The 23881-nt window shown below is 72.1% G+C and carries 24 protein-coding genes and 3 tRNA genes; 14 read left to right on the top strand and 13 right to left on the bottom strand.

The window, feature by feature from the left end; all coding sequences use genetic code 11:
* Window positions 1–6: 6 nt before the first annotated feature.
* The 5 genes from ACFVQ3_RS04725 to ACFVQ3_RS04705 all read right to left on the bottom strand — a co-directional run bounded on the left by ACFVQ3_RS04725 (window position 7) and on the right by ACFVQ3_RS04705 (window position 1460).
* Window positions 7–294 carry a DUF3618 domain-containing protein gene (locus ACFVQ3_RS04725; protein ID WP_387635704.1) on the bottom strand — a complete coding sequence of 96 codons (288 nt, stop codon included), beginning with the start codon at window positions 292–294 and terminating at the stop codon, window positions 7–9.
* On the bottom strand, window positions 291–713 hold the full coding sequence (locus ACFVQ3_RS04720) for a phage holin family protein (RefSeq protein WP_387635701.1): 423 nt from the start codon (window positions 711–713) through the stop codon (window positions 291–293). The genes ACFVQ3_RS04725 and ACFVQ3_RS04720 overlap by 4 nt, the downstream gene beginning before the upstream one ends.
* A 394-nt stretch (window positions 714–1107) precedes the next feature.
* A tRNA-Phe gene (locus ACFVQ3_RS04715) sits at window positions 1108–1180 on the bottom strand.
* 45 nt (window positions 1181–1225) lie between these two features.
* Window positions 1226–1299, bottom strand: a tRNA-Asp gene (locus tag ACFVQ3_RS04710).
* Window positions 1300–1387: 88 nt separating this feature from the next.
* A tRNA-Glu gene (locus tag ACFVQ3_RS04705) sits at window positions 1388–1460 on the bottom strand.
* 180 nt (window positions 1461–1640) lie between these two features.
* Here ACFVQ3_RS04705 and ACFVQ3_RS04700 point away from each other — a divergent pair.
* From ACFVQ3_RS04700 to ACFVQ3_RS04660, 9 genes are all read left to right on the top strand, one after another.
* Window positions 1641–1985 (top strand): metallopeptidase family protein, encoded by a 345-nt coding sequence (locus ACFVQ3_RS04700; RefSeq protein ID WP_191792004.1) that lies wholly within the window; start codon window positions 1641–1643, stop codon window positions 1983–1985.
* 32 nt (window positions 1986–2017) lie between these two features.
* Entirely contained in the window at window positions 2018–2431 is a 414-nt protein-coding gene (locus ACFVQ3_RS04695) for an ArsR/SmtB family transcription factor (RefSeq protein WP_387635698.1), read from the top strand.
* The gene (locus ACFVQ3_RS04690; protein WP_387635695.1) at window positions 2428–3354 is read left to right on the top strand and encodes a cation diffusion facilitator family transporter; all 927 of its coding nucleotides are present in this window, start codon (window positions 2428–2430) and stop codon (window positions 3352–3354) included. Before ACFVQ3_RS04695 ends, ACFVQ3_RS04690 begins: the two co-directional genes overlap by 4 nt.
* Before the next feature lie 66 nt (window positions 3355–3420).
* Window positions 3421–4404: a UDP-glucose 4-epimerase GalE gene (galE, locus tag ACFVQ3_RS04685; protein ID WP_387635692.1), complete on the top strand. Its 984-nt coding sequence runs from the start codon at window positions 3421–3423 to the stop codon at window positions 4402–4404.
* A 131-nt stretch (window positions 4405–4535) separates the two neighbouring features.
* The gene (locus ACFVQ3_RS04680) at window positions 4536–5513 is read left to right on the top strand and encodes a phytoene/squalene synthase family protein (protein ID WP_387635690.1); all 978 of its coding nucleotides are present in this window, start codon (window positions 4536–4538) and stop codon (window positions 5511–5513) included.
* Window positions 5510–7261, top strand: coding sequence for a phytoene desaturase family protein (crtI, locus tag ACFVQ3_RS04675; RefSeq protein ID WP_387635687.1), 1752 nt, complete (start codon window positions 5510–5512; stop codon window positions 7259–7261). Before ACFVQ3_RS04680 ends, crtI begins: the two co-directional genes overlap by 4 nt.
* On the top strand, window positions 7258–7647 hold the full coding sequence (locus ACFVQ3_RS04670) for a lycopene cyclase domain-containing protein (protein ID WP_387635685.1): 390 nt from the start codon (window positions 7258–7260) through the stop codon (window positions 7645–7647). The genes crtI and ACFVQ3_RS04670 overlap by 4 nt, the downstream gene beginning before the upstream one ends.
* Window positions 7644–7958 (top strand): lycopene cyclase domain-containing protein, encoded by a 315-nt coding sequence (locus tag ACFVQ3_RS04665; RefSeq protein WP_387635682.1) that lies wholly within the window; start codon window positions 7644–7646, stop codon window positions 7956–7958. Before ACFVQ3_RS04670 ends, ACFVQ3_RS04665 begins: the two co-directional genes overlap by 4 nt.
* The gene (locus ACFVQ3_RS04660) at window positions 7955–8875 is read left to right on the top strand and encodes a prenyltransferase (RefSeq protein WP_387635680.1); all 921 of its coding nucleotides are present in this window, start codon (window positions 7955–7957) and stop codon (window positions 8873–8875) included. The genes ACFVQ3_RS04665 and ACFVQ3_RS04660 overlap by 4 nt, the downstream gene beginning before the upstream one ends.
* 80 nt (window positions 8876–8955) lie before the next feature.
* Here ACFVQ3_RS04660 and ACFVQ3_RS04655 read toward each other — a convergent pair whose 3' ends face one another.
* The 3 genes from ACFVQ3_RS04655 to ACFVQ3_RS04645 all read right to left on the bottom strand — a co-directional run bounded on the left by ACFVQ3_RS04655 (window position 8956) and on the right by ACFVQ3_RS04645 (window position 12655).
* Window positions 8956–10287, bottom strand: coding sequence for a M15 family metallopeptidase (locus ACFVQ3_RS04655; protein ID WP_387635678.1), 1332 nt, complete (start codon window positions 10285–10287; stop codon window positions 8956–8958).
* A gap of 419 nt (window positions 10288–10706) precedes the next feature.
* The gene (locus ACFVQ3_RS04650) at window positions 10707–11900 is read right to left on the bottom strand and encodes a threonine/serine exporter ThrE family protein (RefSeq protein WP_387636074.1); all 1194 of its coding nucleotides are present in this window, start codon (window positions 11898–11900) and stop codon (window positions 10707–10709) included.
* A 263-nt stretch (window positions 11901–12163) separates the two neighbouring features.
* Complete coding sequence (locus ACFVQ3_RS04645; protein WP_387635676.1) at window positions 12164–12655, bottom strand: hypothetical protein; 492 nt, start codon at window positions 12653–12655, stop codon at window positions 12164–12166.
* Window positions 12656–12832: 177 nt separating this feature from the next.
* Between ACFVQ3_RS04645 and ACFVQ3_RS04640 the strand changes: the two genes are divergently transcribed.
* From ACFVQ3_RS04640 to ACFVQ3_RS04625, 4 genes are all read left to right on the top strand, one after another.
* On the top strand, window positions 12833–13192 hold the full coding sequence (locus ACFVQ3_RS04640) for an iron chaperone (RefSeq protein ID WP_387635674.1): 360 nt from the start codon (window positions 12833–12835) through the stop codon (window positions 13190–13192).
* A gap of 154 nt (window positions 13193–13346) precedes the next feature.
* Window positions 13347–13943, top strand: a complete 597-nt coding sequence (locus ACFVQ3_RS04635) for an antibiotic biosynthesis monooxygenase (protein WP_387635672.1) — start codon at window positions 13347–13349, stop codon at window positions 13941–13943.
* 83 nt (window positions 13944–14026) lie between these two features.
* Window positions 14027–15658, top strand: a complete 1632-nt coding sequence (locus ACFVQ3_RS04630) for a mechanosensitive ion channel family protein (protein ID WP_387635669.1) — start codon at window positions 14027–14029, stop codon at window positions 15656–15658.
* A gap of 177 nt (window positions 15659–15835) precedes the next feature.
* On the top strand, window positions 15836–16978 hold the full coding sequence (locus ACFVQ3_RS04625) for a VanZ family protein (protein WP_387635667.1): 1143 nt from the start codon (window positions 15836–15838) through the stop codon (window positions 16976–16978).
* Window positions 16979–17118: 140 nt separating this feature from the next.
* On the opposite strand, the gene ACFVQ3_RS04620 is transcribed toward ACFVQ3_RS04625, so the two are convergent.
* From ACFVQ3_RS04620 to ACFVQ3_RS04605, 4 genes are all read right to left on the bottom strand, one after another.
* A complete protein-coding gene (locus ACFVQ3_RS04620; RefSeq protein ID WP_387635664.1) occupies window positions 17119–17856 on the bottom strand; it encodes a glycerophosphodiester phosphodiesterase in 738 nt (245 codons plus the stop codon).
* Complete coding sequence (locus ACFVQ3_RS04615; protein WP_387635662.1) at window positions 17853–19220, bottom strand: ABC transporter substrate-binding protein; 1368 nt, start codon at window positions 19218–19220, stop codon at window positions 17853–17855. Before ACFVQ3_RS04615 ends, ACFVQ3_RS04620 begins: the two co-directional genes overlap by 4 nt.
* A gap of 68 nt (window positions 19221–19288) precedes the next feature.
* Window positions 19289–20284 carry a carbohydrate ABC transporter permease gene (locus ACFVQ3_RS04610; RefSeq protein WP_387635660.1) on the bottom strand — a complete coding sequence of 332 codons (996 nt, stop codon included), beginning with the start codon at window positions 20282–20284 and terminating at the stop codon, window positions 19289–19291.
* Window positions 20281–21258: a carbohydrate ABC transporter permease gene (locus tag ACFVQ3_RS04605; protein ID WP_387635657.1), complete on the bottom strand. Its 978-nt coding sequence runs from the start codon at window positions 21256–21258 to the stop codon at window positions 20281–20283. Before ACFVQ3_RS04605 ends, ACFVQ3_RS04610 begins: the two co-directional genes overlap by 4 nt.
* Window positions 21259–21588: 330 nt before the next feature.
* Here ACFVQ3_RS04605 and ACFVQ3_RS04600 point away from each other — a divergent pair, with 330 nt between their 5' ends.
* Window positions 21589–22353: a hypothetical protein gene (locus tag ACFVQ3_RS04600; RefSeq protein WP_387635655.1), complete on the top strand. Its 765-nt coding sequence runs from the start codon at window positions 21589–21591 to the stop codon at window positions 22351–22353.
* Here the strand turns inward: ACFVQ3_RS04600 and ACFVQ3_RS04595 are convergent.
* Entirely contained in the window at window positions 22341–23606 is a 1266-nt protein-coding gene (locus tag ACFVQ3_RS04595; RefSeq protein ID WP_387635653.1) for a Fic family protein, read from the bottom strand. The two genes, ACFVQ3_RS04600 and ACFVQ3_RS04595, sit on opposite strands and share 13 nt — an antisense overlap.
* Window positions 23607–23881: the final 275 nt, after the last annotated feature.

The raw sequence follows: 23881 nt of genomic DNA, 5'->3' as shown, positions 1-23881 counted from the left end.
GATGCGTCAGGAGCGGCGGCGGAGGATCGCGGCGGCGACGAGCGCGACCGTCGCGACCGCTCCACCGACGAGGATCTTGACGTTGCGGGCGCGCGCCGGGTCGTGCTCGGGCAGGCCGCGGCCCGTGAAGAAGCTCCCCGTGTCGGCGGCGGCCTGCTTCGTCTGGTGCGCGACGTTCGCCGCCTGGGTCCGAGGGTCGAGGCGTGTGGTGAGCTCGTCGATCGTGCTCGCGAGCTCGGACCGGGTCCGGGCGATCTCGGCTTCCAGCTCGGCCTGGGTCGGTTCGGTGCTCACGGGCGCAGTCCTTCCTTCACGGTGGCGACGTCTTCCTTGATGCCGGCGATGGCCACGTCCGGTGTCGGGGGCATCCCCTTCTTGAGCTGCTTGCTGCCGACGAACGCCAGGGTGCCCGCGAGGAGGAACAGCACGACGCCGACGATGAGGGCCGCGAGCCACAGCGGCACGGCGTGCGCGAGCCCGACCATCGCCGAGTGCAGGAGGAAGCCCAGGCCGTAGAGCGCGAGCACGCCGGCCACGACGAACATGCCGATCCCGATGCCCGACCGGGCGGCCTTCGTCGTCAGCTCCTTCTTGGCGAGCGCGATCTCGGTCCGGACGAGGCGCGTGGCCTGCTCGGACATCTGCTCGACGAGCTTGCCGATCGAGGGCTTCGGGCTCGGGGGAGGGGGCTGCCCGTCGTCCCAGTCGCTCATGGTGGTCACCTTCCTGGCGCTCCGGTCGGGGCGCCCGTGCGCGCGAGGGGGACCCGCGCCCTGAAGAGTCGTTTCTTCATGTCCCACTCAACCGGTCAACCGCCCCGAGGGCAATTCCGCGCGCCGGGCGTGCGAGTGGTGTTCCGGTGTGCTGGGGCAGGTGACGGGTGAGAGGGGTGTCCGTGCCGGAGACGGGTGCCCCCGTCACGATCCGCGCCACCCGTCTGGGGCGCAGGGGCCCGTCTCGTCGGACGGGCGGCGCATCGCGGGGACGCCGGTATCGGACCGGCCCGACGGCGCCGGCCAGCGTGGGCGGTCGGGGTGGCGTGCAGGCCGGGGCCGGCGGGAACGACGAAGCCCCACCTCGTGGGAACGAGGTGGGGCTTCGTGGAAGTGGCTCCGACCGGCGTCGATCCGGTGACCTTTCGATTTTCAGTCGAACGCTCTACCAACTGAGCTACAGAGCCTTGACACGAAAGCCCGGTCATGATGACCGGGCAGTCGCTGTCGAGCGACCCTGACGGGACTTGAACCCGCGACCTCCGCCGTGACAGGGCGGCGCGCTAACCAACTGCGCTACAGGGCCTTGCGTGAGTTTCTCCCGGCCGGGGCCGTTCGAACCTCGAGAATCGTATCTCACTGCCGGGCGAATCCGTTAATCGGATCCTTCCGAGTACCCCCAACGGGATTCGAACCCGTGCTACCGCCGTGAAAGGGCGGCGTCCTAGGCCGCTAAACGATGGGGGCCTAGTTTCCTGGACAACCCGCACCGCCTGCGGGGCACGAGTCGCCGAGAGACCTCCGTCAGCATACGGGGAAGCGGGGCCGCCGTGCAAAACGGTGCTCGGCGGGGTGCGCGGGGGCCGAGGGGCGGGCGGTGCGGGGCCTCGCCCCGTCGTGGCGGGGGAGGATGGTCCCGTGGTGGAGATGACGCGCGAGGACTTCGAGGACGCGGTGCGCGATGCGCTGGACGAGATCCCGGAGGAGCTGGCGGAGCAGATGGACAACGTGGTCGTCCTGGTCGAGGACGACGCGCCCGTCGACGACCCCGAGCTGCTGGGTCTGTACGAGGGCGTCCCGCTGACCGAGCGTGACCTCATGTGGGCGGCGGGCGCGCTCCCTGACCGGATCACGATCTTCCGCAACCCCACGCTCGCGATCTGCGAGACGCGCGAGGAGGTGGTCGAGGAGGTCGTCGTCACGGTGGTGCACGAGATCGCGCACCACTTCGGGATCGACGACGACCGGCTGCACGAGCTCGGCTGGGCCTAGCAGTCATCGCTAGTTGGCGATAACATCGTCACATGACGATGAAAAGGGAGACGAGTGCTCGTACCCACCTGCGAGCGCGCCGGCCCGTGACCGACGCCCTCACCGAGCAGGTGGCGGCCGAGCACCCGCAGCAACCGTGCACGCCGCCCGTCGTCGGGCACGACCACACCGCGGTGGCGCGTCTCCTGCACGCCCTCGCCGAGCCGCACCGGCTCTCGGTGGTGCACCTCCTCGCGGCTGCCGAGCACCGCGTGGTCGACCTGACCCGTGAGCTGGGGCTCGCCCAGTCCACGGTGTCGGCCCACCTGGCGACGCTTCGTGAGGCGGGCCTGGTCGAGACACGCCGTGAAGGGCGCTCTTCCTGGTACCGCCTCGTGCGTCCGGAGGTCGCGCACATCCTGGCCGACGCAGAGCGCATCGTCGACGCCACGAGGGGTGCACGATGAGCGGCCACTCCCACTCCCACTCGCACGGCGCGTCGACCGCGACGGGCGCGCACCGCCGTCGGCTCGTGATCGTCCTGTGCATCACGCTGAGCGTCATGGCGCTCGAGGTCGTGGGCGCGCTGGTCTCCGGGTCGCTCGCCCTCCTCGCGGACGCCGGGCACATGCTCACCGACGCGACCGGGATCGGGATCGCCCTCTTCGCGAGCTGGCTCGCGACGCGCCCGGCCTCCCCCGCCCGGACGTTCGGCTGGCAGCGCGCCGAGATCCTCGCGGCCCTGACGAACGCGCTGATCCTCGGCACGGTCGCCGTGCTGGCGATCGTCGAGGGCGTCTCGCGGTTCCGCTCGCCGGACCCGGAGATCCAGGCCGGGCTGATGATCGGGGTGGCGGTCGTCGGGCTCGTCGCGAACGCGGTCGGGCTGCGCCTGCTGTCCGCCGGGCAGGCCGAGAGCCTCAACGTCCGGGGCGCCTATCTCGAGGTGCTGGGCGACCTGCTCGGGTCGGTCGCGGTCATCGTCGCGGGCTTCTTCGTCGCGGTCGGGTTCCCCGGCGCCGACGGTCTCGCGTCGGTGGCGATCGGGCTCATGATCCTGCCGCGCGCCTTCATGCTCCTGCGGGAGGTCGCCGCCGTGCTGCTCGAGTCGACGCCCGCGGGCGTGGACCTCGAGAAGGTCCGCACGCACATGGAGGGCACCCCCGGCGTGGTGGGCGTGCACGACCTGCACGCCTGGACCATCACCTCGGGCGTGCCGGTCATGTCGGCACACGTCGTGGTCGAGGACGAGATCCTCGAGCGCGGCGGGGGGACCGAGGTGCTGCAGCGGCTCAAGGAGTGCCTGGGCGGGCACTTCGACGTCGACCACTGCACGTTCCAGATCGAGCCGCCGTCGATGCAGGAGACCGAGGAGTCGGTCCATCACTGATCGCCGACCGTCTCGCGAGAGTGTGCGGCGACGAGGGGTGCCCGCGTGCCGAACTACGCTCGTCCCATGACGATTCTGGTGACGGGTGGAGCGGGGTACATCGGGGCGCACGTCGTGCGTCTCCTGCAGGGCAGGGGCGAGAAGGTCGTCGTCGTCGACGACCTCAGCACCGGCCAGGAGGGGCGGATCGGGGGAGCGCCGCTCGTGCGCCTCGACGTGTCGAGCGCCGAGGCGGTCGAGGTGCTGACCCGGACGCTCACGGAGCACGAGGTCACCGCTGTCGTGCACTTCGCGGCCCGCAAGCAGGTCGGCGAGTCGGTCGAGAAGCCGGCCTGGTACTACCAGCAGAACGTCGGTGGCTTCACGAACCTCGTGACCGCGATGGAGGCGGCGGGTGTCGACCGGCTGGTCTTCTCGTCGTCGGCGGCGACGTACGGGATGCCGTCGGTCTCCCTGGTCGAGGAGAAGCTGCACGCCGAGCCGATCAACCCCTACGGCGAGACCAAGCTCATCGGTGAGTGGCTGGGGCGGGCGGCCGGCCGCTCGTGGGGCCTGCGGTTCGTGGCGCTGCGCTACTTCAACGTCGCGGGTGCCGGCTGGTCCGACCTGGGCGACCCGGCGATCCTCAACCTCGTCCCGATGGTCCTGGACCGCCTCGAGCGTGGCGAGCAGCCCAAGATCTTCGGCGACGACTACCCGACGCCCGACGGCACCTGCATCCGCGACTACATCCACGTCCTGGACCTGGCCGAGGCGCACCTCGCGGCCCTGGACTACCTCGACGAGGACGAGCGCGCGTACGACGTCTTCAACGTCGGGACGGGGACGGGCTCCTCGGTCCGCGAGGTCATCGACGAGATCGGCAAGGTCTCGGGCCTCGACGTGACGGCCGAGATCCTCCCGCGCCGTGCGGGCGACCCGCCGCAGCTCGTCGCCTCGCCGGAGCGCATCAACAAGGTGCTCGGGTGGAGCGGTTCGCAGGGCCTCGAGGAGATCATCTCGTCGGCCTGGGAGGCGTGGCAGGCGGGGCCTCGTCGCATCGACGTCTGAGCCTCGACGTACCGGGAGGGCCCCTCGCACGCGTGCGAGGGGCCCTCCTGCGTGTCCGACGCTGACATCCCGTCAGATCCTCAGTATGCTGAGCAAAATTACTCAGCACGCTGAGGATGAAGGGGTGTGCCATGCCCGGAACGCCTGAGATGCCGGCAGGCCGAGCGTCCGAGACCATGACAGGGGAGGTCCACGTGTCGCAGATGCTGTACGACCGCACGGCTGCCCGCGCGAGCAGGGCGGTCCTGACCGGGTACTCGACGTCCTTCGGGCTCGGGTCCCGGCTCCTGGGGAGCGTGGCGCGGCGCGACATCGACGCGGTCTACGGCCTCGTTCGCGTGGCCGACGAGGTCGTCGACACCCGCCGGGGCGAGGGCGCCGACGCGCTCCTGACAGGTCTCGAGGAGGAGACCGCCCGCGCGCTCGCGAGCGGGTACTCGACCAACCTCGTCGTCCACTCGTTCGCGCGCACGGCCCGGCGTACGGGGATCGGGCACGCGGAGATCGACCCGTTCTTCGCGTCGATGCGCATGGACCTCACCGTCCACGTGCACGACAAGGCCAGCTACGAGCAGTACGTCCACGGCTCGGCCGAGGTCGTCGGGCTCATGTGCCTCGCGGTGTTCCTCAACGCCGACCGCCGGCCCGGGGAGCCCATCGTCCGCGCCGACGCGGCCGTGCTGCGGGGCGCCCAGGGCCTGGGTGCAGCCTTCCAGAAGATCAACTTCCTGCGCGACCTGCGCACGGACCACGAGGAGCTGGGGCGCAGCTACTTCCCCGGGATCACGCCCGCCGACCTCACGCAGGAGGACGTCGACGCGATCCTCGCCGAGATCGGCAGCGACCTCGACGCAGCACGTGCCGCCCTTCCGTCGCTCCCGCGGAGGGCCCGGATGGCGGTCGCCGCGACGCTCGCGCTCTACGACTCCCTGCTCGGCAGGCTCGCCTCGACGGCCCCCGACGAGCTGCTCCGGGCGCGCGTGCGCGTCCCGGACCCGGTCAAGCTCGTGGTCGCCGCTCGTGCCGCGGCACGCGAGTCGCTGCGGCGCGACGTCCCGGCCGCGTCGCTGCGACCCACCCGGTTCGCCGATCCCCGAGGAGCCCTGTGAACGACACCCCGCCCATGCCGCACGTCGTGGTCGTGGGCGGTGGCGTCGGCGGCCTCGCGACGGCCGCGCTCCTCGCGCGGGGCGGTGCGCGGGTCACGCTGCTCGAACGTCACGAGAAGGTCGGAGGGCGCGCGGGGACGCTCGACCTCGACGGGTTCCGCTTCGACACCGGACCCTCCTGGTACTTCATGCCCGAGGTCTTCGAGCACTGGTTCGCGCTCCTGGGCGAGCGCGTCCAGGACCATCTCGACCTGGTCCCGCTCGACCCGTCGTACCGCGTCTTCTTCGAGCGGGCCGGGTCCTCCGAGCAGCCCGACGCCGCCACGAACCTCCCGACGGCACGTACCGTCCTCGACGTCACGCGAGACCCGGAGGTCAACTGGGCGCGCTTCGACGCGCTCTCGCCGGGCGACGGTGAGCGCATGCGCGCCTACGCCGATGAGTCGAGCGAGGCCTACCGTCTCGCCCTGGACCACTTCCTCTACACGACGTTCGAGCGTCCCGACCGCGCGGTCGACGCCTCGGTCCTGCGGCGGCTCCCGCGGCTCGCGGCGCTGCTGGGACGCTCGCTCGCGGACCGCGTCGAGCGTCGGGTGGACGACCCCCGCCTGCGCCAGGTCCTGGGATATCACGCCGTCTTCCTCGGCTCGTCGCCCTACCGGGTGCCCGCGCTGTACTCGCTCATGAGCCACCTGGACCTCGTCGAGGGCGTCCGGTTCCCGCGCGGCGGCATGTACACGGTCGTCCAGGCCATGGAGAAGCTGGCCCGCTCGGAGGGCGTGACGATCCGCACGGGGAGCGACGTCGTCGGGATCGAGGTCGCGCCGGCCGCGCCCGTGCCCGACGGCGGAGCCACGCCCCGCGCGCGGACCGGCCGGTCCCGGCGGCGCACGCGTGGCGTCGCGACCGGCGTGCGGCTGAGCACGGGCGAGGTCGTGCCCGCGGACGTCGTCGTGTCCGGTGCCGACCTGCACCACACGCAGACCGCACTGCTTCCCCCGGCCTACGCCGACCTGCCCGCGTCCGCGTGGGACGACCGCGGCCCCGGGATCTCGGCGTTGCTGATCCTCGCCGGCGTGCGGGGAGAGCTGCCCGAGCTCGCGCACCACTCGTTGTTCTTCACCGAGGACTGGCGCGGCAACTTCGCGGACGTCCTCGGCGACGCGGCCAACAGCCCCGTGGACTCGCTGCGGGTCCCGACCCCCGCCTCGCTCTACGTCTCGCGGACCTCCGCGACCGACGACGCGACCATCGACCACCCCGCTGCCCCGCCCGGCCACGAGAACCTCTTCGTCCTCGTCCCCTTCCCCGCCGACCCCGCGCTCGGCGGGTCCGCCGCGTCGCAGGCCGACCTCGAACGGCTCGCCGACGCCTATCTCGACCAGGTCGGCGCCTGGGCCGGGATCGACGACCTGCGCGAGCGCGTCGTGACGCGGCGGGTCCTGGGGCCCGCGCACTTCGCGACCGAGTTCTCGTCCTGGCGAGGCACGGCCCTGGGGATGGAGCACACCCTCGCGCAGAGCGCGATGTTCCGCCCCCCGGGGGCCTCGCGCAAGGTCGCCAACCTCTACTACGCGGGCGCCGGCACGGCCCCTGGCGTCGGGCTGCCGATGTGCCTCATCAGCGCCGAGCTCGTCGCCAAGCGGCTCCTCGGCGAGACGTCGTCCCGGCCCCTCCCGACGCCGCTGCGCCAGGGCTTCCTCGCCGCGAGCCGTCGCCCCGAGCGTCTGCGGGGCGGTGCTTCGTGATCGGGTTCGCGTACCTCGGGGCGCTCCTCGTCTCGCTCGGCGGGCTCGCCGTGCTCGACCGCCGGTTCCACCTCGCGTTCTGGGCCGACCCTGCCCGCACCGCGATCACGCTCGTGGTGGGTGTGCTGTTCTTCCTCGCGTGGGACGTCGCGGGGCTCGCGCTCGGGATCTTCGCGCGCGGCGACTCGCCGCACATGACCGGGCTCCAGCTCGCCCCCGAGCTGCCCGTCGAGGAGGCCGTGTTCCTCACGCTGCTCTGCTACAACACGCTCCTCGTCTGGCGGTTCCTCGACCTGCGGGTGCGGGGGCGGCGGCGGGCGGCCGACGCCCCCGCGGACGTGCCGGCCAGGGCCTCGGACGGTCCGACGACGGGAGCCGGCGCATGACCAACATCGTCCTGAACGTCGTCGTGATCGCGCTCGTCGCCGCCGTCACCGGGTGGACGCTCCGGCGCCACCGGGCCGGGCCGCTCCTGTGGACGGCCGCGGTCATGGTGGTCCTGACGCTCGTGTTCGACACGATCATGATCGCGGTCGGGCTCTACGCCTATGCCCCGGACAAGATCCTCGGGATCTACCTCGCCGGGGCGCCGCTCGAGGACTTCGCCTACCCGCTGGCCGCGGTCCTGCTGCTGCCGGCGGTGTGGACCTGGGTCGGGGACGGCCGACGACGACGGCACGCGGGAGGTCAGTCGTGACCGGGGTCGCGCTCGAGCCGGGGGCCGCGCCCAGACCGCTCGTCGCTCTCCGGGAGATCGTCGCGTCCTCGCGACCCTTCTCCTGGATCAACACCGCCTACCCGTTCGCGGCCGGCTACCTCGTCGCGACGGGTGGACGCGTCGACGCCGCGCTCGTCGTCGGGACGCTCTACTTCCTGATCCCGTACAACCTGCTCATGTACGGGATCAACGACGTCTTCGACTACGCGTCCGACCTGCGCAACCCCCGCAAGGGCGGGATCGAGGGTGCGCTCGCGGACCCCGCGACCGCGCGCGGGACCCACCGGCGGATCCTGTGGGCGTGCGCAGTGACGAACGTCCCGTTCCTCGCGTGGCTCCTGCTCCAGGGCGACGTCGCCGCGAACCTGACGCTCGCCGTCGTGGTCTTCCTCGTCGTGGCCTACTCGGCGCCCGTGCTGCGCTTCAAGGAGCGGCCCTTCCTCGACTCGTTCACGTCCGCGCTGCACTTCGTGGGGCCGCTGCTCTACGCGCTCGTGCTCGTCGGGGCCGACCTCGGTGCACGGACCGTGTGGCCCGTGCTGGTGGCGTTCGTGCTGTGGGGGGCCGCGTCGCACGCGTTCGGCGCGGTCCAGGACGTGCGGGCCGACCGGGAGGGGGGGATCGGCTCGGTCGCGACCGTGATCGGGGCGCACCGGACCGTCGTCGTCGCGGCCTGCGCGTACCTCGTCGCCGCGCTGCTGCTCGCCCTGCTCCCCTGGCCGGGCTGGCTCGCCGCCCTGCTCCCGCTCCCGTACCTCGCCAACGTCGCCTCGTTCTGGTCGGTGCGCGACGAGGACTGCGAACGGGCGAACGCGGGCTGGCGCCGCTTCCTGTGGCTCAACCTCGCGACCGGGTTCCTCGTGACCATGCTGCTCATCGCCGCCACCTGGGGCTGAGCGCTCCCGGGTACGACGACGGCCGCCGTCCCTCGCGGGACGGCGGCCGTCTGCGTGCCTCGGGTGTCCTGGCAGGCAGGTCAGTACGTGGTGCCGTACTCCCAGTGCCAGGCCTCGGGGTTCGCTCCACCCGGACGAGCCCAGGTCGGGTTGTCCCAGCCGAACGCCGGAGCGTTCTCCCGCATCCAGTTGTACTGGGCGGTGCCGAACTGGTTGATGCCACCGCCCAGGTCGAGCGCCTGGCCCATGCCGTGGTTCGAGGTGCCGGGGCGCGCCGCGAGGCTGCCCTTCGACGCCTTGACGGAGACCTGCGAGGCGTACGACCGGTAGGACGACGTCACCGAGATGTCCGTGCCGAACGCGGCCCGGTAGGCCGTGTTGAGCTGCTCGAGGTAGTAGACCCCGTCGCAGCGCGCGAAGTGCCCGGGCGCGAAGCTCGGCGAGCACAGGAGGTCGGTGGGGATGTTCCCGTTCGAGTACCCGGCGGTGCTGCTGGCCCAGGTCGCGAGCTGGGAAGCCATCGCCGCACGCTCAGCAGCCTGCTGAGCAGCCACGGCCTCGCGCTCGGCGGCCTGCTGGGCGGCGATCTCCTCGGCCGTCGGCGGTCCCGGCTCGACCGAGACCGTCACGGACGTCGAGTCGAGGAGCGCGCGCAGGGCGTCCGTCGCCGCACCGATCTCGTCGATTGTCGGGGCGATCTGGGCATGGCCGGACGGGTCCGTCTCGACGGTCGCCGGGTCGGGGGCCGGTGCGGCCTCGTCGGCCGGCGCGGCGTCATCCGCCGCTGCGGCGGCGGGGTCGGTGGTCGAGGCCTCGGGCGTCGTCGTACCGGCGTCCGCCGTGAGGGACTCGCGCCCCTCGGTTCCGGCGCGGCTCGCACGGAACGTGTCGCGGCCGTCGAGCGCGGCGTCCGCCCCAGGGGCCTCGAGCGTCGGTCCGGAGGTCAGCCCGCCGGCGTCGAGCGACGTGTCGGTCGCCGCGTCGGCGGACACGGTCGCCGCCCCGGTGGCTGCCTCGTCCGCGTTCTCCGCCGTGCTCGCGGCGCTGAGGAGCTGCCGAAGCTGGTCACGCGTCGAGGTGATCTGGGCGAGCTGGTCGGCCGGGAGGGAGGACGCGCCCTCGCCCGCCAGGTACTCGGCCCGCTCGAGCTCGGTGCTCGCCGCGTCGAGGGCGGCCTGCTCCTCGGGCGTCGACGCGCTCGCCCCGGCGACGCTGGCGACCGTCGAGGCCGCGGTACCGGTGCTCGCCGCGGCGACCTGTGCGGTGGGGGGAGCGGTGACCAGGCTGGCGGCGCCGGCCGTGGTGGTCACGGCGACCGCGGCAAGGGCTGCCGCGATCGCGAAGGGGGACCGTCGGCGCAGCGAGCGCCCCGGGAGGGTCGCTGCGAAGCGACGCTGGGAGTGCTTCCCCATCAGCGACCCCCTCTCGTGCCGGGGTCCGGCTGGTCGGCAGCGCCGAGGGGGGAGGTCGTGCGGTCGTCCGTGCCCGGGAACGGGCGGCGCCCGACGGGCGCGGCAGAGCTGAGCAGTGCAGTTGTCACGGTGTTCCGATGTTCCGTTCGTCGGGCCGAGGCCGGGACCGCGTGCGCACTGCGGCGGTCGAGCGGGAGCTCGACGCCGTACCGTGCCGTCGCGGTGACGGGAATCGTTCTTGGAGCCTCAGCGGCCTGAGTCGCGGCGTGTCCGGATGACATGGGAGCCGCGTGCGCCGGCAGATGGGATGCGAGGACGGTCCTCGGTGCCTGCCGACTCGTTCCATCTTCAACTACGTTTGTGACCGCTCTGGCCCTGCGCGGCGAGGATCCGCTGGTGATGGTGTGCCGGGTCCGGGCCTATTCGGTGAAGAAGGTACGACCGACGCGTCTCGCGTCGCGAGTCAGCGCCGTACCCACCAGCATGCCCAACGCGATCGCGAAGACGGCGACGACGGCGTTGGCGATGTCCTGCACCGAGCCCGTGTCCCCGGCCACGAGCTCCGACAGACCCAGGAAGCTCAGGGCGCCCGGCACCAGGAGCCAGAAGGCAGGCAGGGTCGTGATGATCGCCGGGGGACCGGTGCGGGTCCGCTCGACGAGCGTCGCGAGCGGCACGATCACGAGGGCGCCGAAGAAGCCCGAGATCTCGGGGGCGACGTAGGACCCCACGAGCTGGGCGGCATAGGCCGCGAACAGGACCACGAGCACCCAGGGCAGGCTCCGGCGCGGGGTCGAGGCGAAGAACATCTGCCCGACGCCCACGAGCACCACCCCGACCCACGGCGCCCACCAGCCCATGCGCTCGCCGACCTGCCCGGAGACCAGGTCGCCCGCGACCGCCGCACCCGCGACGACACCGAACACGAGCAGCAGGAGCTGGGCGATCCCGTACAGGAGCCGGCTCGCGCCCGAGACGATCTGGTTGCTCGTGAGCTCGATCGCGGCGACGGTCAGGACCGACCCGGGCAGGAAGCTGATGAGCGGCGGGACCAGGACCTGCAGCGGGCTGTCGCCGAGCCAGGGGTGCACCACCTGGATCGCCAGGACCGTCACGAGGAAGGACGCGACGACGGGCAGGGCCGTGCTGAGCGTGGGCCAGCGTGCGGCGAGCCAGCGCAGGACCCCGACACCGAGTCCCAGGGCCAGGAAGACGGGCAGCAGGTCCAGGGTCGGGTTGAGGATCAGGCCGAAGCCCAGCGTCAGGATCGCGTGCCCGACGATCGTCAGCACGGCACCGAAGCGGGCCGGGCGGTGGCGGATCGCGCGCAGCTCGGCCCGTGCGTCGGAGAGGGTGATCGTCTGGTTGCGCAGCTTGCGGATCACCGCGTAGAGCGCACCGATCTGGTCCAGGTCGAGCCCGCTGCCGGCGGCGTCGGTGAAGTCCGTGACGACGCCGGACGCGGTCTGGACCCGGATGAAGACGCACGTCGGCAGGACGAGGGTCTGCACGGTGCGGGCACCGTGCAGGTCGGCGACCTGCTTGAGCACGTCCTGCGCGTCGTTGACGGACTGCCCCGAGTCGAGCATCGCCCGGCCGAGCGTGCGGAGCAGCGGGACGAGGTCCGGCGAGATCTCCGGGACCTCGGGCTCGTCGTCGGGGGCTGCGTCGTTGCCGAGCGCCTGAAGGAGCCTGCGGAAGGTCGAGGGGGCGTGGCGGAGCCCGGACAGCAGGGGGAACCGGTGGTCGGGCCGGGGCGGGGAGCCGGGGCTGCTCGTGGGGGACGTCTCGGGTTCCGGGTCCGGTGGCGGGCCGTCGTGCAGGGCGGGCGGTGCTGCCTGCTCGGACGGCGGGTCCGCCGGTGGACCTTCGGCGTTCAGGGCACCACCCCGTGCCCGCCCGCGGGGTCGCGGTGGGTGTCGGAGGGGCCGGGCGACGGGTCCACCGGGCCCGACGACGCCGCGACCAGGTGCAGCAGGGCTTCGCCGTAGGCGTCGGCCGGGTCGTGGCCGCGGAAGGTGAGCGTGCGCCCGCCGAGCTCGATCTCGACGAGGTAGGCCGGGGCGTCGTCGTCCTCGACGAAGCGCTGGAGCCAGCGGAACGTGCCGCCGAGAAGGGCACGGAGCTGGGGTTCGAGCGGGTGCCAGAGCGCGTCCTCGAGGGCCACGGAGTCGAGCGCCCACTCCGTCGTGCCGTTGAAGCCGAGGATCACGCCGGTGTCGAACTCGTGGGGCTCGATCGTCATGTCGCTGACGGTGAAGAGGTCACCCGAGGGGCCGGTCGCCAGGAGCCGGAACCGGTCGCCGGACTCGGGGTGCCAGCGCACTCCGGCCTCGCGCAGGGCGAGGGCCAGGTCCCAGGAGATCATGTCGCCAGTATGGTCGGGTCGGCCCGACCAGGCGCGCCGAGGGCGACGCCCTGCCCCGCCGGGGGTGACGTCCTGCCCCGCCGAGGGTGACGCTCCGCAGGCCCTTCACCCGCTCGCGCGAGACAGTAGGGGGAAGGACTCCCGCAGCCCGCGGGGCCCGAGCACGGGGAGGCCGGCATGACCGGGACGTTCGCGACCGTCGACGACTACATCGGCTCGTTCCCGCCCGAGACCCAGGCGGTCCTGCAGGAGATGCGCCGGACGATCCACCGGGTCGTGCCCGACGCCGGCGAGAAGATCAGCTACCAGATTCCTGCCGTCACGGTGCGTGGCAGGGTCGTCGTGTACTTCGCGGGGTGGAAGCACCACGTGAGCCTGTATCCCGTGCCCGACGGCGACACGGACTTCGAGCGGCTCGTCGCCCCGTACCGGGCCTCGAAGGGGACGCTCAAGTTCATGCTCTCGGAGCCGATCCCGTACGGCGTGATCGAGACGGTCTCGCGGCACCTGCTCGACCAGTACGGGGCCTCGGCGTAGCGAACGCTCTCCCCGGAAGGTGCTGAGCCGCACCCGGAAGACGCCCGGCAGGGCACCGCGCGGCCGCCGGGCGGTGCCCACCTGTCGGGACGCGCCGTCCCACGACGGCCGGGTCGTCACACCCCGGAAACGTCGGCGTCGTGTACTCGCCCTCATGACCGTTCCTTCCACGGGCACGGCCGGGCGATCCCCGGACCGACCCGTCACCGTCTCCATCCACCGCCGCATCCACCCCGACCTGGTCCCGGACGCGACGCGCTGGGTCCAGACCGGCGTCAACATGGCCAACACGTACCCGGGCTTCCTCGGGTCGGGCTGGGTGCGCGCCGCGAAGGACTCGCACGACTGGCACATGCTCTACCGCTTCGCCGACGAGGCGACGCTCGACGCGTGGGACTCCTCGCCCGAGCGGGTCGCGTGGCTCCAGGAGGGGCAGGGGCTCGTCGAGGACCAGCGCGTCGAGCGCAGGACGGGCATCGAGGGCTGGTTCGACGCACCCGCCCGCGTCGAGGAGCCGCAGATCAGCGCCGAGCGAGCGCCCGCCCGGTGGAAGCAGTCGGTGAGCATCTGGCTCGGGTTCTTCCCCGTGAACCTCGCGTTCACGCTGTTCGTCTCGTGGGCGGTCCCGAGCTTCGGCGAGCTGCCCGTGGTCCCGAGGGTCCTCGTGACGACGCTCGTGCTGACCCCGATCATGACGTACGCCGTCCTGCCGTGGGTGACGCGCCGTCTGGCACCGTGGCTCGCTCGCTGAGGAGACGGACCCTCCCGCCCGACGGCGCCGCTCACCCAGCGCCTGTCCAGGCGACTTCCAGCGCCCGGCCATAGCGTGGACGGATGGACGACGAGATCGAGAACGCGACCGACGTCGCACTGACCCTGGCCGCCGTCGCGGGAGCGCTGGTGGTCGCCTTCGTGCTGGGCACGATCGTCTCGGCGGTCGTGAACCGCCTCGGGCGGCGCAGCGAGCTCGCACGGGACATCTCGAAGCGGCTGCGCCGCCCGGACCGTGCGGTGCTCATGATCGTCGCGGTGTGGATCGCGGTGCGGGTCACGACGGACCCGTCGGTGAGCTGGCGTCCCGCGGTCGAGCACGCCCTCCTGATCGCGCTCATCGCGGCGGGTGCGTGGTGGGTGGGGGCGCTCGCGTTCGTCCTCGAGGACAGTGCGCTCAAGCGCTTCCGGGTCGACGTGGTCGACAACCGGCACGCCCGGCGCATCCGCACGCAGATCATCGTGGTGCGCCGCCTGACGGTCGCGATCATCGTGATCTGCGCGATCGCCGCGGTCCTGCTGACGTTCCCCGCGGCGCGTGCCGCGGGCGCGAGCATCCTCGCGTCGGCCGGTGTCATCTCGATCGTCGCGGGCCTCGCGGCGCAGACGTCCCTCGCGAACGTCTTCGCGGGCATGCAGATCGCGTTCACCGACGGCATCCGGGTCGACGACGTCGTGGTGCTCGAGGGGGAGTGGGGGCGGATCGAGGAGATCACCATGACGTACGTCGTGGTGCACCTGTGGGACGACCGGCGCCTCATCATGCCGTGCACGTACTTCACGACGACGCCGTTCCAGAACTGGACGCGGAGGGCCGCGGACCTGCTCGGCACGGTCGAGCTCGACCTGGACTTCCGGGTGCCGTTCGGCGCCATGCGGGCCGAGCTCAAGCGGCTCCTCGCGCACACCGACCTCTGGGACCAGCGCGTGGGCATCCTGCAGGTGACCGACGCGATCAACGGCGTCGTGCGGGTGCGCGCACTCGTGAGCGCACGGGACGCCCCGACGCTGTTCGACCTGCGGTGCTTCGTGCGCGAGGGGCTCGTGGAGTGGCTCCAGCGGTCGAGCGCCGACTCGCTTCCCCGCACCCGCTTCGAGGGCGTCGAGGAGGGGCGGATCGCCGAGGAGCCCGACGTCGCGCCTGGTCGTCCGCAGGCCGACGGCGCCGCTGCCCAACCCGCGATCCCTGAACCGGAGGTCCACCTCCCGCCGGCGATCCCCGTGGGTCCGGGCATCCCGGGGCAGCCGCCCCTGTCGACCCGTCAGGCGACGCGGCGCGTGTCGGTGCGCGACCAGACGCGCGTGATCGGGACGGTCAGCGCACCGCAGGACGTCGTCGAGACCCGGGTCATGGCGCCGGTCGACGCGGCGCTCGCGGGCGCACGGGACCCTGGCGCCACGGGGGAGATCGGCCCCGAGGACCTCCCCGGCGGCGCGTCCGAGTCGGCCTTCTTCAGCGGCACGGCCGAGGGGGTCGAGCGTTCCAAGGCGTTCGCCGGCCCGGGCCAGGAGGTCATCGACGAGCGCGAGGAGACGGCCGAGCGGCACCGGGTCGAGGACGAGCGGGACGAGCCGGAGCCGCGGGACGAGGTCGACGAGGCCGTCGAGGCCGACCGTGCGGGGGCGCGCCCGGGCGCCCGCGACTTGGGTCGCGGCGAGTCGCAGGGCGACGCCGGTCACGACGGGGACGCCTGACGCCGAGGGTGACGCGCCCGCCCGCCGAGGGTGACGTTCCCGCCCCCCGAGGGGGACGCGCCCGCCCGCCGACGGTGACGTTCCCACCCCCCGACGGTGACGCTCTCGCCCCCCGACGTGACGCACACGACCCATGCCCACCGAGCCGCGGCGTGCACCCCTGGTTAGGGTCTCGTCGTGAGCAGGTGGACCTGGCCCGCGTACGTGGGCGTGATCGGCGGAGTCGTCGTCTTCGTGATGTTCCTGCTGCCGGTCGTGGTCTGGCAGTACCGCCGGTACGGGCGGCTGAGCGGTCTGCGCCTGCTCGGGTCGGCGGCGGTCGCGGTGTACGGCGTCGCGCTCGTGGCCTACACGCTCCTGCCGCTGCCCTCGGGCGACCTCGCGCAGTGGTGCACGCAGCACGGGTTCTCCGGGCCGCAGCTCAACCCGTTCCAGTTCGTCGAGGACATCCGCCGGGACACGGCGGGCCTGTCCGCGGCGGCGACGTTGCGCAGCCCTGCGGTGCTGCAGACGGTGTTCAACGTGGTGCTGTTCGTCCCGTGGGGCGTGCTGGTGCGGCGCTTCTTCGGGTGGCGGCTGCCGCTCACGGTGGCGTCGGCGTTCGCGGCGTCTCTGCTCATCGAGACGACCCAGGGCACGGGCATCTTCGGGCTCATTCCGTGCTCGTACCGCCTGGCCGACGTCGACGACCTCCTGACGAACACCCTGGGCGGTCTGGTCGGCGCACTGATCGCGCCCGTGGTCCTGCGGTGGATGCCGCGGTCGACCGACCTCGCGGCGCAGCGTGGCGTCCCGCGCCGGGTCACGGTGTGGCGGCGGTGGCTGGGCATGCTGCTCGATGCTGCGCTGGTGTCGGCCGTCGGGTTCGTCCTGGTGCTGTCGTACCGGGTGGTCCTGGTCGCGGTAGGGCGGGAGGTCCCGCTGGGGCAGGGTCCGGTCGAGGTGCTGCTCGGCACGGTGGTCCCTGTGGTGCTGGTCCTGTTCGTGCCTCCGTTCCTGGGCAGCGGGGCGTCGTGGGGGCAGCGGGCCATGTGGCTCGAGCCGCGCTGGGCGCCGGACACCGCCGAGGGGCCGATCGGCCCGGACGGCCTGGGCCGGGGGACGACGGCCCGCCGTGCGGTCCGGGGCCTCTCGACGGGCGGGCTGTGGGGGTTGTGCCTGATCCTGGCCGACCTTCCGGCGGGTCTCCTGCCCGACGTCGCAGCGCCCCTGGGCGGGCTCGTCGCCTTCGTGGCGGTCGTCTCGGTCCTGTTCACGCGGGACCGGCGAGGGCTCTCGGGTGTGGTGTCGGGTGCTCGGGTGGTCGACGCGAGGAGCTGACGGTCTGCACGCCGAGCAGTGAGCAGATGCCCCCGGATCGACCGATCCAGGGGCATCTGCCCTCGTCTCTCCGGCGGCCAGCCACCAGCGGCCAGCCACCAGCGGCCAGCCACCAGCGGCCAGCCGCGAGCCGCCAGCCGTCAGCGCCCCGTGAGCCACCCCCGCAGCCGGTCGGGGCGGTCGGTGATGACCGCGTCGACGCCGGCGACCAGGGCGAGGGTCCACTGTGCGGGCTCGTTCAACGTCCAGACCTGGACCTCGAGCCCGGCGTCGTGCAGCTCGTCGACCAGGCCGGGCCGCTCGACGAGCAGGTGCCCCGCGGGGTTGCACGTCATAACGCCCAGGTCGGCGCACGTCGCGAGGAGGTCGTCGGAGAGCTCGCCGATCAGCAGCCCGCGGCGCAGGTCCGGGGCCACCTTCTGCAGCGCTGCGACGGTCGAGGGCCAGAAGCTCTGCCCGATCACGCGGCCGGTGAGCCCGGCGCGCTGGACGGGCTCGGTGACCTTGCGGACGTCGTCGGGCCCCCAGTCGCCCTTGACCTCCAGCAGGAGGTCGATGCCCGGGTGCGTCGCGAGGAAGTCCACGACCTCCGCGAACGTGGGGACGCGCTGCCCGGCGTAGGCCGGGGCGAACCACGACCCCGCGTCGACCGCGCGGACGTCCGCGAGCGGCAGCGCGTCGACGCGGCCGGTACCGTCCGTCGTGGCGTCGAGCGTGTCGTCGTGGATCACGACGACCTCGCCGTCGGCGGTGAGCTGCACGTCGATCTCGATGCTGTCGGCCCCCGCACGCCACGCGGCCTCGAACGCGGCGAGCGTGTTCTGCGGGGCGACGGACGAGTTCCCGCGGTGCGCGACGACCCGGAACGCGCCCGTCACAGGTAGGGCTCCACGTTCTCCTGGTACGCCTTCTCCAGGCGCGGCGTGATCGACGCGAACGCCTCGGCGGCGGGCGTGCCCTTGAGCACGATCTGCTCGATCCCGTCGGTGAGGATCTGGTCGCCTCCCGGCACGAAGACCCGGACCCAGTCCTGCGAGCGCGACTTCTCGGCGAGCTGGTCGACGGCCGTGCGGAACTGCGGCGTGGCCGCGTAGATGCTGCTCATGGTCTCTCCCTCGACCGCGGACGTGCGCACCGGCATGTACCCGGTGTTCTGGGAGAAGTATGCGGTGTTCTCCGGGTCCGTGATGAAGGCGAGGAACATGGCCGCGGCGAGCTGCTGCTCGGGCGTGCGCGAGGCCGGGATCGCCAGGCCCGTGCCGCCCGTGGGCGTCCCGGAGCCGGAGGGGCCGTCGGGCAGGTAGGCCGTGCCGAGCTCGAACGACGCGGCGTCGAGCAGGCCCGTGAGGCTGCCCGTGGACCCGATGGTCGAGGCGAAGATGCCGGCGGCGAAGTCGGCTCCGGCGTCGGTCCCGACGCCCGCGACCTTGGACCCGTGGAACAGGTCGCGCAGGAAGTCGCCCGCGGCCAGGGCCTGCGGGGTGTCGAGCGTGACCGTGAACTCGTCGCTGTACTGGCCGCCCTGGCCCCAGAGCATGTTCTCGAACCACCAGGCGGCCCACGAGGTGCCGGTCGCGAGGCCGAGGGGGGCGCCGTCGGCGGGGACCTGGGCGCGCAGGGCGGGGGCCCACTCGGCGAGCTCGGCCCACGTCGCGGGGCCGCGGTCCGGCAGGCCCGCCGCGGCCCACATGGTCTTGTTGTAGTAGAAGAGAGGCGTCGAGCGCGCGTACGGCACGGCCCAGTGCTTCTGCTCGTACGAGTAGTCGCCGTACAGCGTGGGGTTGTAGTCGGCGACGTCGACGTCGAGGTGCGTGAACACGTCGTCGAGCGGCATGACCTGGCCGTTGACGTAGTAGCGGAACCACCACACGTCGCTCGCGATGACGAGGTCCGGCAGGTTGTTCGACGACGACGCGGCCTGGAAGCGCTGCGCGACCTCGTCGTACCCGGCGCCCGCGGTCACGAGCTTGACCGCGATGTCGGGGTGCTTCGCGTTGAAGCGGCGGATGAGCTCCTCCTCGATGGTCTTGGAGGCGCCGGGGTGGTTGCTCCACCACGTGATCTGCGAGGCGGGCTTGATCTTCGACCAGTCGGTGCCCGCGGAGGCGGACGGGGCGGACGTGCCGCCGCCGACGGTCGGTCCCGCGCACGCGGCGAGGGAGAGGGCGAGGGCGCCGAGGCCGCCGAGGCGCAGCACGTCGCGTCGCGACGGGGTCCACTGGGCGGGCAGGGGCTGGTTCACGTGATGCTCCTTGGGGTGGGGAACAGCGACCCGGCAGATGCCGGGGGGACAGGGGGAGGACCGGCGCGTCAGCCGGTCACGGCTCCGGCGGTGAGCCCGGCGACGAGCCGGCGCTGGAGGAACAGGAAGACGATCAGGATCGGGAGGGTCACGAGCACGGTCGCGGCCATGAGGACGCCCCAGTTGTTCATGCCGTCGACGCTCTGCAGGAGGGTGAGGCCGACGGGGAGCGTCATCTTCTCGGCGTCGTCGGTCACGAGGAACGGCCACAGGTAGTCGTTCCACTCGGCGACCACGGACACGAGCGCGACGGCCGCGATCGTGGGGTACGACAGCGGCACGACGAACCGCCACAGCTTGCGCCAGTGGCCCGCGCCGTCGAGCTCGGCGGCCTCGAGGATCGAGATCGGCAGCGACAGGAAGTGCTGACGGAACAGGAAGGTCCCGAACGCGCTCGCCAGGCCCGGCACGAGGATGCCCTGGTAGGTGTTGAGCCACCCGAGCTGGGCGACGAGCGTGTAGTTGGGGATGATCGTGATCTGCTGCGGGATGAGCAGCGTGAACAGGACCAGGACGAACACCGCGCGCTTGAACGGGAAGTCGAGGAACACGAGCGCGTACGCGCAGCACAGGCCCAGCAGCAGCTTGAGGGTCGAGCCCACGACCGTCAGGCCCACGCTGTTGAGGAACAGCTGCCCGACGGGGATGCTCTGCGTCGTCTGGACGTAGTTCGCGAGGTCGAGGTTCTGCGGGAGCCACTGGAGCGGGATCGAGTACAGCTCGTCGGGTCGCTTGAAGCTCGCGAGCACCATCCACACGAGCGGCAGCGCCATGACGACGGTCGCGACCAGGAGGGTCGCGTACGAGCCCAGGTGCAGGGGCCGACGACGGCGCCTGCGCTCCGGCGGTCGGCCGCCGCTCTGGCGGTGGCCGGCACCGCCGGGGGCCGGTGGTGCGTCCACGGGTGACCCGGGGTGCTGAGCGCCGGAGGCGCCCGAGGTCGAGGCCGGGGTCTGGGGCGCTGCGGGGGCAGGGGACTCTCGCACCGGGTTCTGGACGCTCATGCGTAGTGCACCTTCTTCTCGACGAAGCGCAGCTGGACGACCGTGACGACCAGCAGCAGGAGGAAGAGGATCGTCGCGACGGCCGACGCGTAGCCGGCCCGACCGGTCACGAAGCCCTCCTCGTAGATCTGGTACATGAGGGTCGTGGTCGAGCCGAGCGGCCCGCCCTTCGTCATGGCCTGGATGATGTCGAACGACTGGAGCGAGCTGAGCAGCGTCGTGACCGTGAGGAAGAAGGTCGTGGGCGCGAGCAGCGGCAGGACGATCGAACGGAACGTGCGGGCCGACGACGCACCGTCGAGCGCCGCGGCCTGCTTGAGCTCCTGCGGGACGGCCTGGAGACCGGCCAGGAAGATCAGGGCGACGTACCCGACGTTCTTCCACAGGTAGACGACGATGATCATGACGAGCGCCCAGGGCGAGGTCGTGTACCAGTCGGGGGACTCGAGCCCGATCACGCGCAGCCCGGCCGAGAGCAGGCCGTAGCGCGGGTCGAAGATGAACAGCCACAGCATGCCGACCGCGACACCCGACAGGACGTAGGGCGCGAACGCCACGGTCCGCGCGAACCCGCGGCCCTTGAGGCGGCGGTTCAGCAGCAGGGCCAGGCCCAGGCCCAGGACGAGCGAGCCGCCCACGGTCGCGACCGTGAAGACGCCGGTCGTGACCATGACGTCGGCCGTCGTCGGGTCCTGGAACCACTCGACGTAGTTGCCGAGGCCGACCGAGCGGGCCGTGGGGGAGCCCATGTTCCACTGCAGGGTCGAGTAGTAGAAGCTCTGCAGCAGCGGGCGGTAGACGAACACGAGCAGCAGGACCACGTTGGGCCCCGCGAGCAGCAGGAACGCGAGCCAGGTGCGCAAGGCCCGTGGGGTGGGGCGCGTGAAGCGGGACCGGGCCGTCGGGGCCCGTCCGGGGATCGTCCGACGACGTGCGGGTGGCGCGGGGCGCACGGGGGCTGACACGGAGGTCATGGGGTGGGGCTCCAGTCACGAGCGGGTGGACGCCGTCACCCTAGGAGGGCGAAGTGACCGGAAAGTGGCGTGAGCGGCCCCGTTCCCCGAACGTTCCCGAGGCGTTCACCGGGGCCTCGACGCGAGGTCATCGGGGACCCGTGGCGGCCACCTGCGAGCCGCCCGCGGCCGGGACCCGAGTCGAGCGACGAGCCGCCGGGTCGCCGTGGTGGGCGCCGTCACCTGCAGCGTGAGGGGCGGACATGCGGGCACGCGACGCGTGCGGTGGGACGGCACCGACGGCCTAGCATGGGCGGTCCGGCGCCCGCCGGCCCGACGACGAGGTGAGCGATGACGCACGAACCCCAGGACCTGCGGAGCATCAACGTAGGGCGTGGCGTCGGCTTCACGGTCGCGCTGTTCGTCCGCGACCGTCTCGCGCTTCCCGTGGCCGACGACGTCCCGGCGCTCGTTCCCCGCGTCGCGGTCGAGGCCCTGCCGGGAGACGAGGTCGCGGCGCTCGCGGCCGAGTGGCGCGAGTGGTGGGACCGGTTGACCGAGGTGCCCGCCGGGCGCGACGTCGAGCCCGCGTCGGAGCGGCTGGCCGCGGTGTTCGGGGCCGTCGCGGCCGAGGCGCGGGCATGGCACGAGGAGATGGTGCGACCGAGCTTCTTCTTCTCGGAGGCTGACCTGCCCGACGGCTACGTCCCGGAGCCGATCGGCGACCCGGACGTCCCGGTGGTCTACGACGTCGAGCTCGTTCCCGTGGGCGGTGCGTGGCACCGGGACCTCGGCCCGCACCGGCTGCTCGTGAGCGTGGAGACGTGGGAGGACCCGGCGGCGACGGACGCGCTCCTGCGGCCGCGGATCGAGCGGCTGCAGAGCCGTGTCAGCGCTGCACCTCGGAGGTCACCTCAGGTGTGGCACCTGACGGTCGACGGCCAGGAGTTCACGGTCACCGACAGGCCCCACGAACCCGGGAGCTACGACTTCTCCTGGCAGAACGGGCCGATCGAGGGGTACGGGTTCTCGATCGGGACGTCCACACGGGAGCCCTTGAGCGAGGACGTGATGCGCAGGGAGATCACGGGCTTCGTCGAGGGCTACGAGCCCTGACGGTTTGCGGACCCGTCCGGGCTTCCAGAGTCCTCAGGTGAAGACGGCAGAGGTCCTGCCTTTCCGTAGCCGGGGCGGCGCTTGCCGGCCCGCTCGGCGAAGTCGTCGAGTGCGCCAAGGATCTGCAGGGCCGACCACACGACGCCCTTGCGGTGGACCCGTGTCTCAGTGACGATCCCGGCTTGGGTGAGCGGGTCCATGTGACGCCGGACGTTCGTCGGCCCGATCCCAAGCACCTCTTTGAGGACCTGTGCGTTGATGACCGGCTGGCGGGTGAGGAGGTCGGCGACCTCGTAGGTACGCGCACCTCGGCGCGCCGTGATCTGGTGGTCCCACCCGGCACGGATCGAGCGAACTTCCTGTACGAGGCGGCGTCCGTTGTCGACCGCGCGAGCGCTGGCGTGGACGAACTGGCTGATGAGGCCCTCCGGGTGCCCTTGTCGGTAGGTGTCGAGAGCGGCGTAGTACGAGTCGACGTCCGCGAGGAGCCCCGCGGACAGCGGCATCGTGACGTTTCGTGTCAGCCCGGAGCTGTGCATCATCGCCTGGACGAGAGCGCGCCCGGTGCGCCCGTTGCCGTCGGTGAACGGGTGGATCGTCTCGAACTGCGCATGGGCTATCGCGGCGTGTGCCAACGGAGGGACATCGTCACGCTTGATGAATGCGATGAGGTCGTCGATTGCCCCCGGCACCCGTTCGTGGTGCGGAGGGACGAAGTCGGCTCCCGCCGGCGAGTGGTCTACGCCACCGATCCACACCTGCTCAGTCCGCCAACGTCCCGCCTGTTCTGGGTCGTCGTGCTCCATGAGGGCGTGGTGCATGTGCAGGACCGTGTCCTGGTCGGGCTGGTGGGCCAGCGCGAGGGCTGCGCGCATCGCGCGTGTGTTGGCAACGATGACGGGCGCGTTGGATCCGAATCTTGCCGCTCCGAGCTCGGCCATGGCGATCTGGCAGGCGGACGCAGTCAGTCGTTCGATCCTGGACGACGCGGCGGACTCGCTGCGCAAGAGGACTGCCGTGAAGGGTGCGAGCTCGCTGCCCATCTCGGTGTCGAAGCGCGTGATCTCACGGGATGCGTCCTCGACCTCGGCGGAAAGAGGGGCGGGGAGCACGACGGGCAGGTCGGCGATCGGTGGGACGACTGAGGCTGTGTAGCGGCGCGCGGGTCTCCTGCCCGTCGTGCTCTCGCGTACGGAGAGCCACTCGAGCTGTTCGGCGGCCAGCGAGGGCCAGCGCATCTGATAACCCACCACTTCGACAAGTTATCACTTACGCGGTAACTGATAACTCACGGACAGGTCGATGATCAGTTGACGGTCACGCACGGCCGTCCCCAGGGTCCTCCCCGCAGTCTCCACCGCGCACCTTGACCTCAACCCCGGTTGAGGACGTACCGTCGAAGCGTGCGGCTGCCGACCCCGGCGTGGACCGCCCCTCCCCTCCTCGACCGGAAGGCGTTCTTTCCTGTGAGCAGCTCTCGTCCGTTGCGTGTCGCCGTTGTTGGCGCTGGTCCTGCTGGTATCTATGC

It is taken from the genome of Oerskovia sp. NPDC057915, from assembly GCF_042887685.1.
Lineage (GTDB): Bacteria > Actinomycetota > Actinomycetes > Actinomycetales > Cellulomonadaceae > Oerskovia.
Note: the sequence above shows the minus strand (reverse complement) of the source record. Positions and strands in the feature narration are given on the sequence as shown.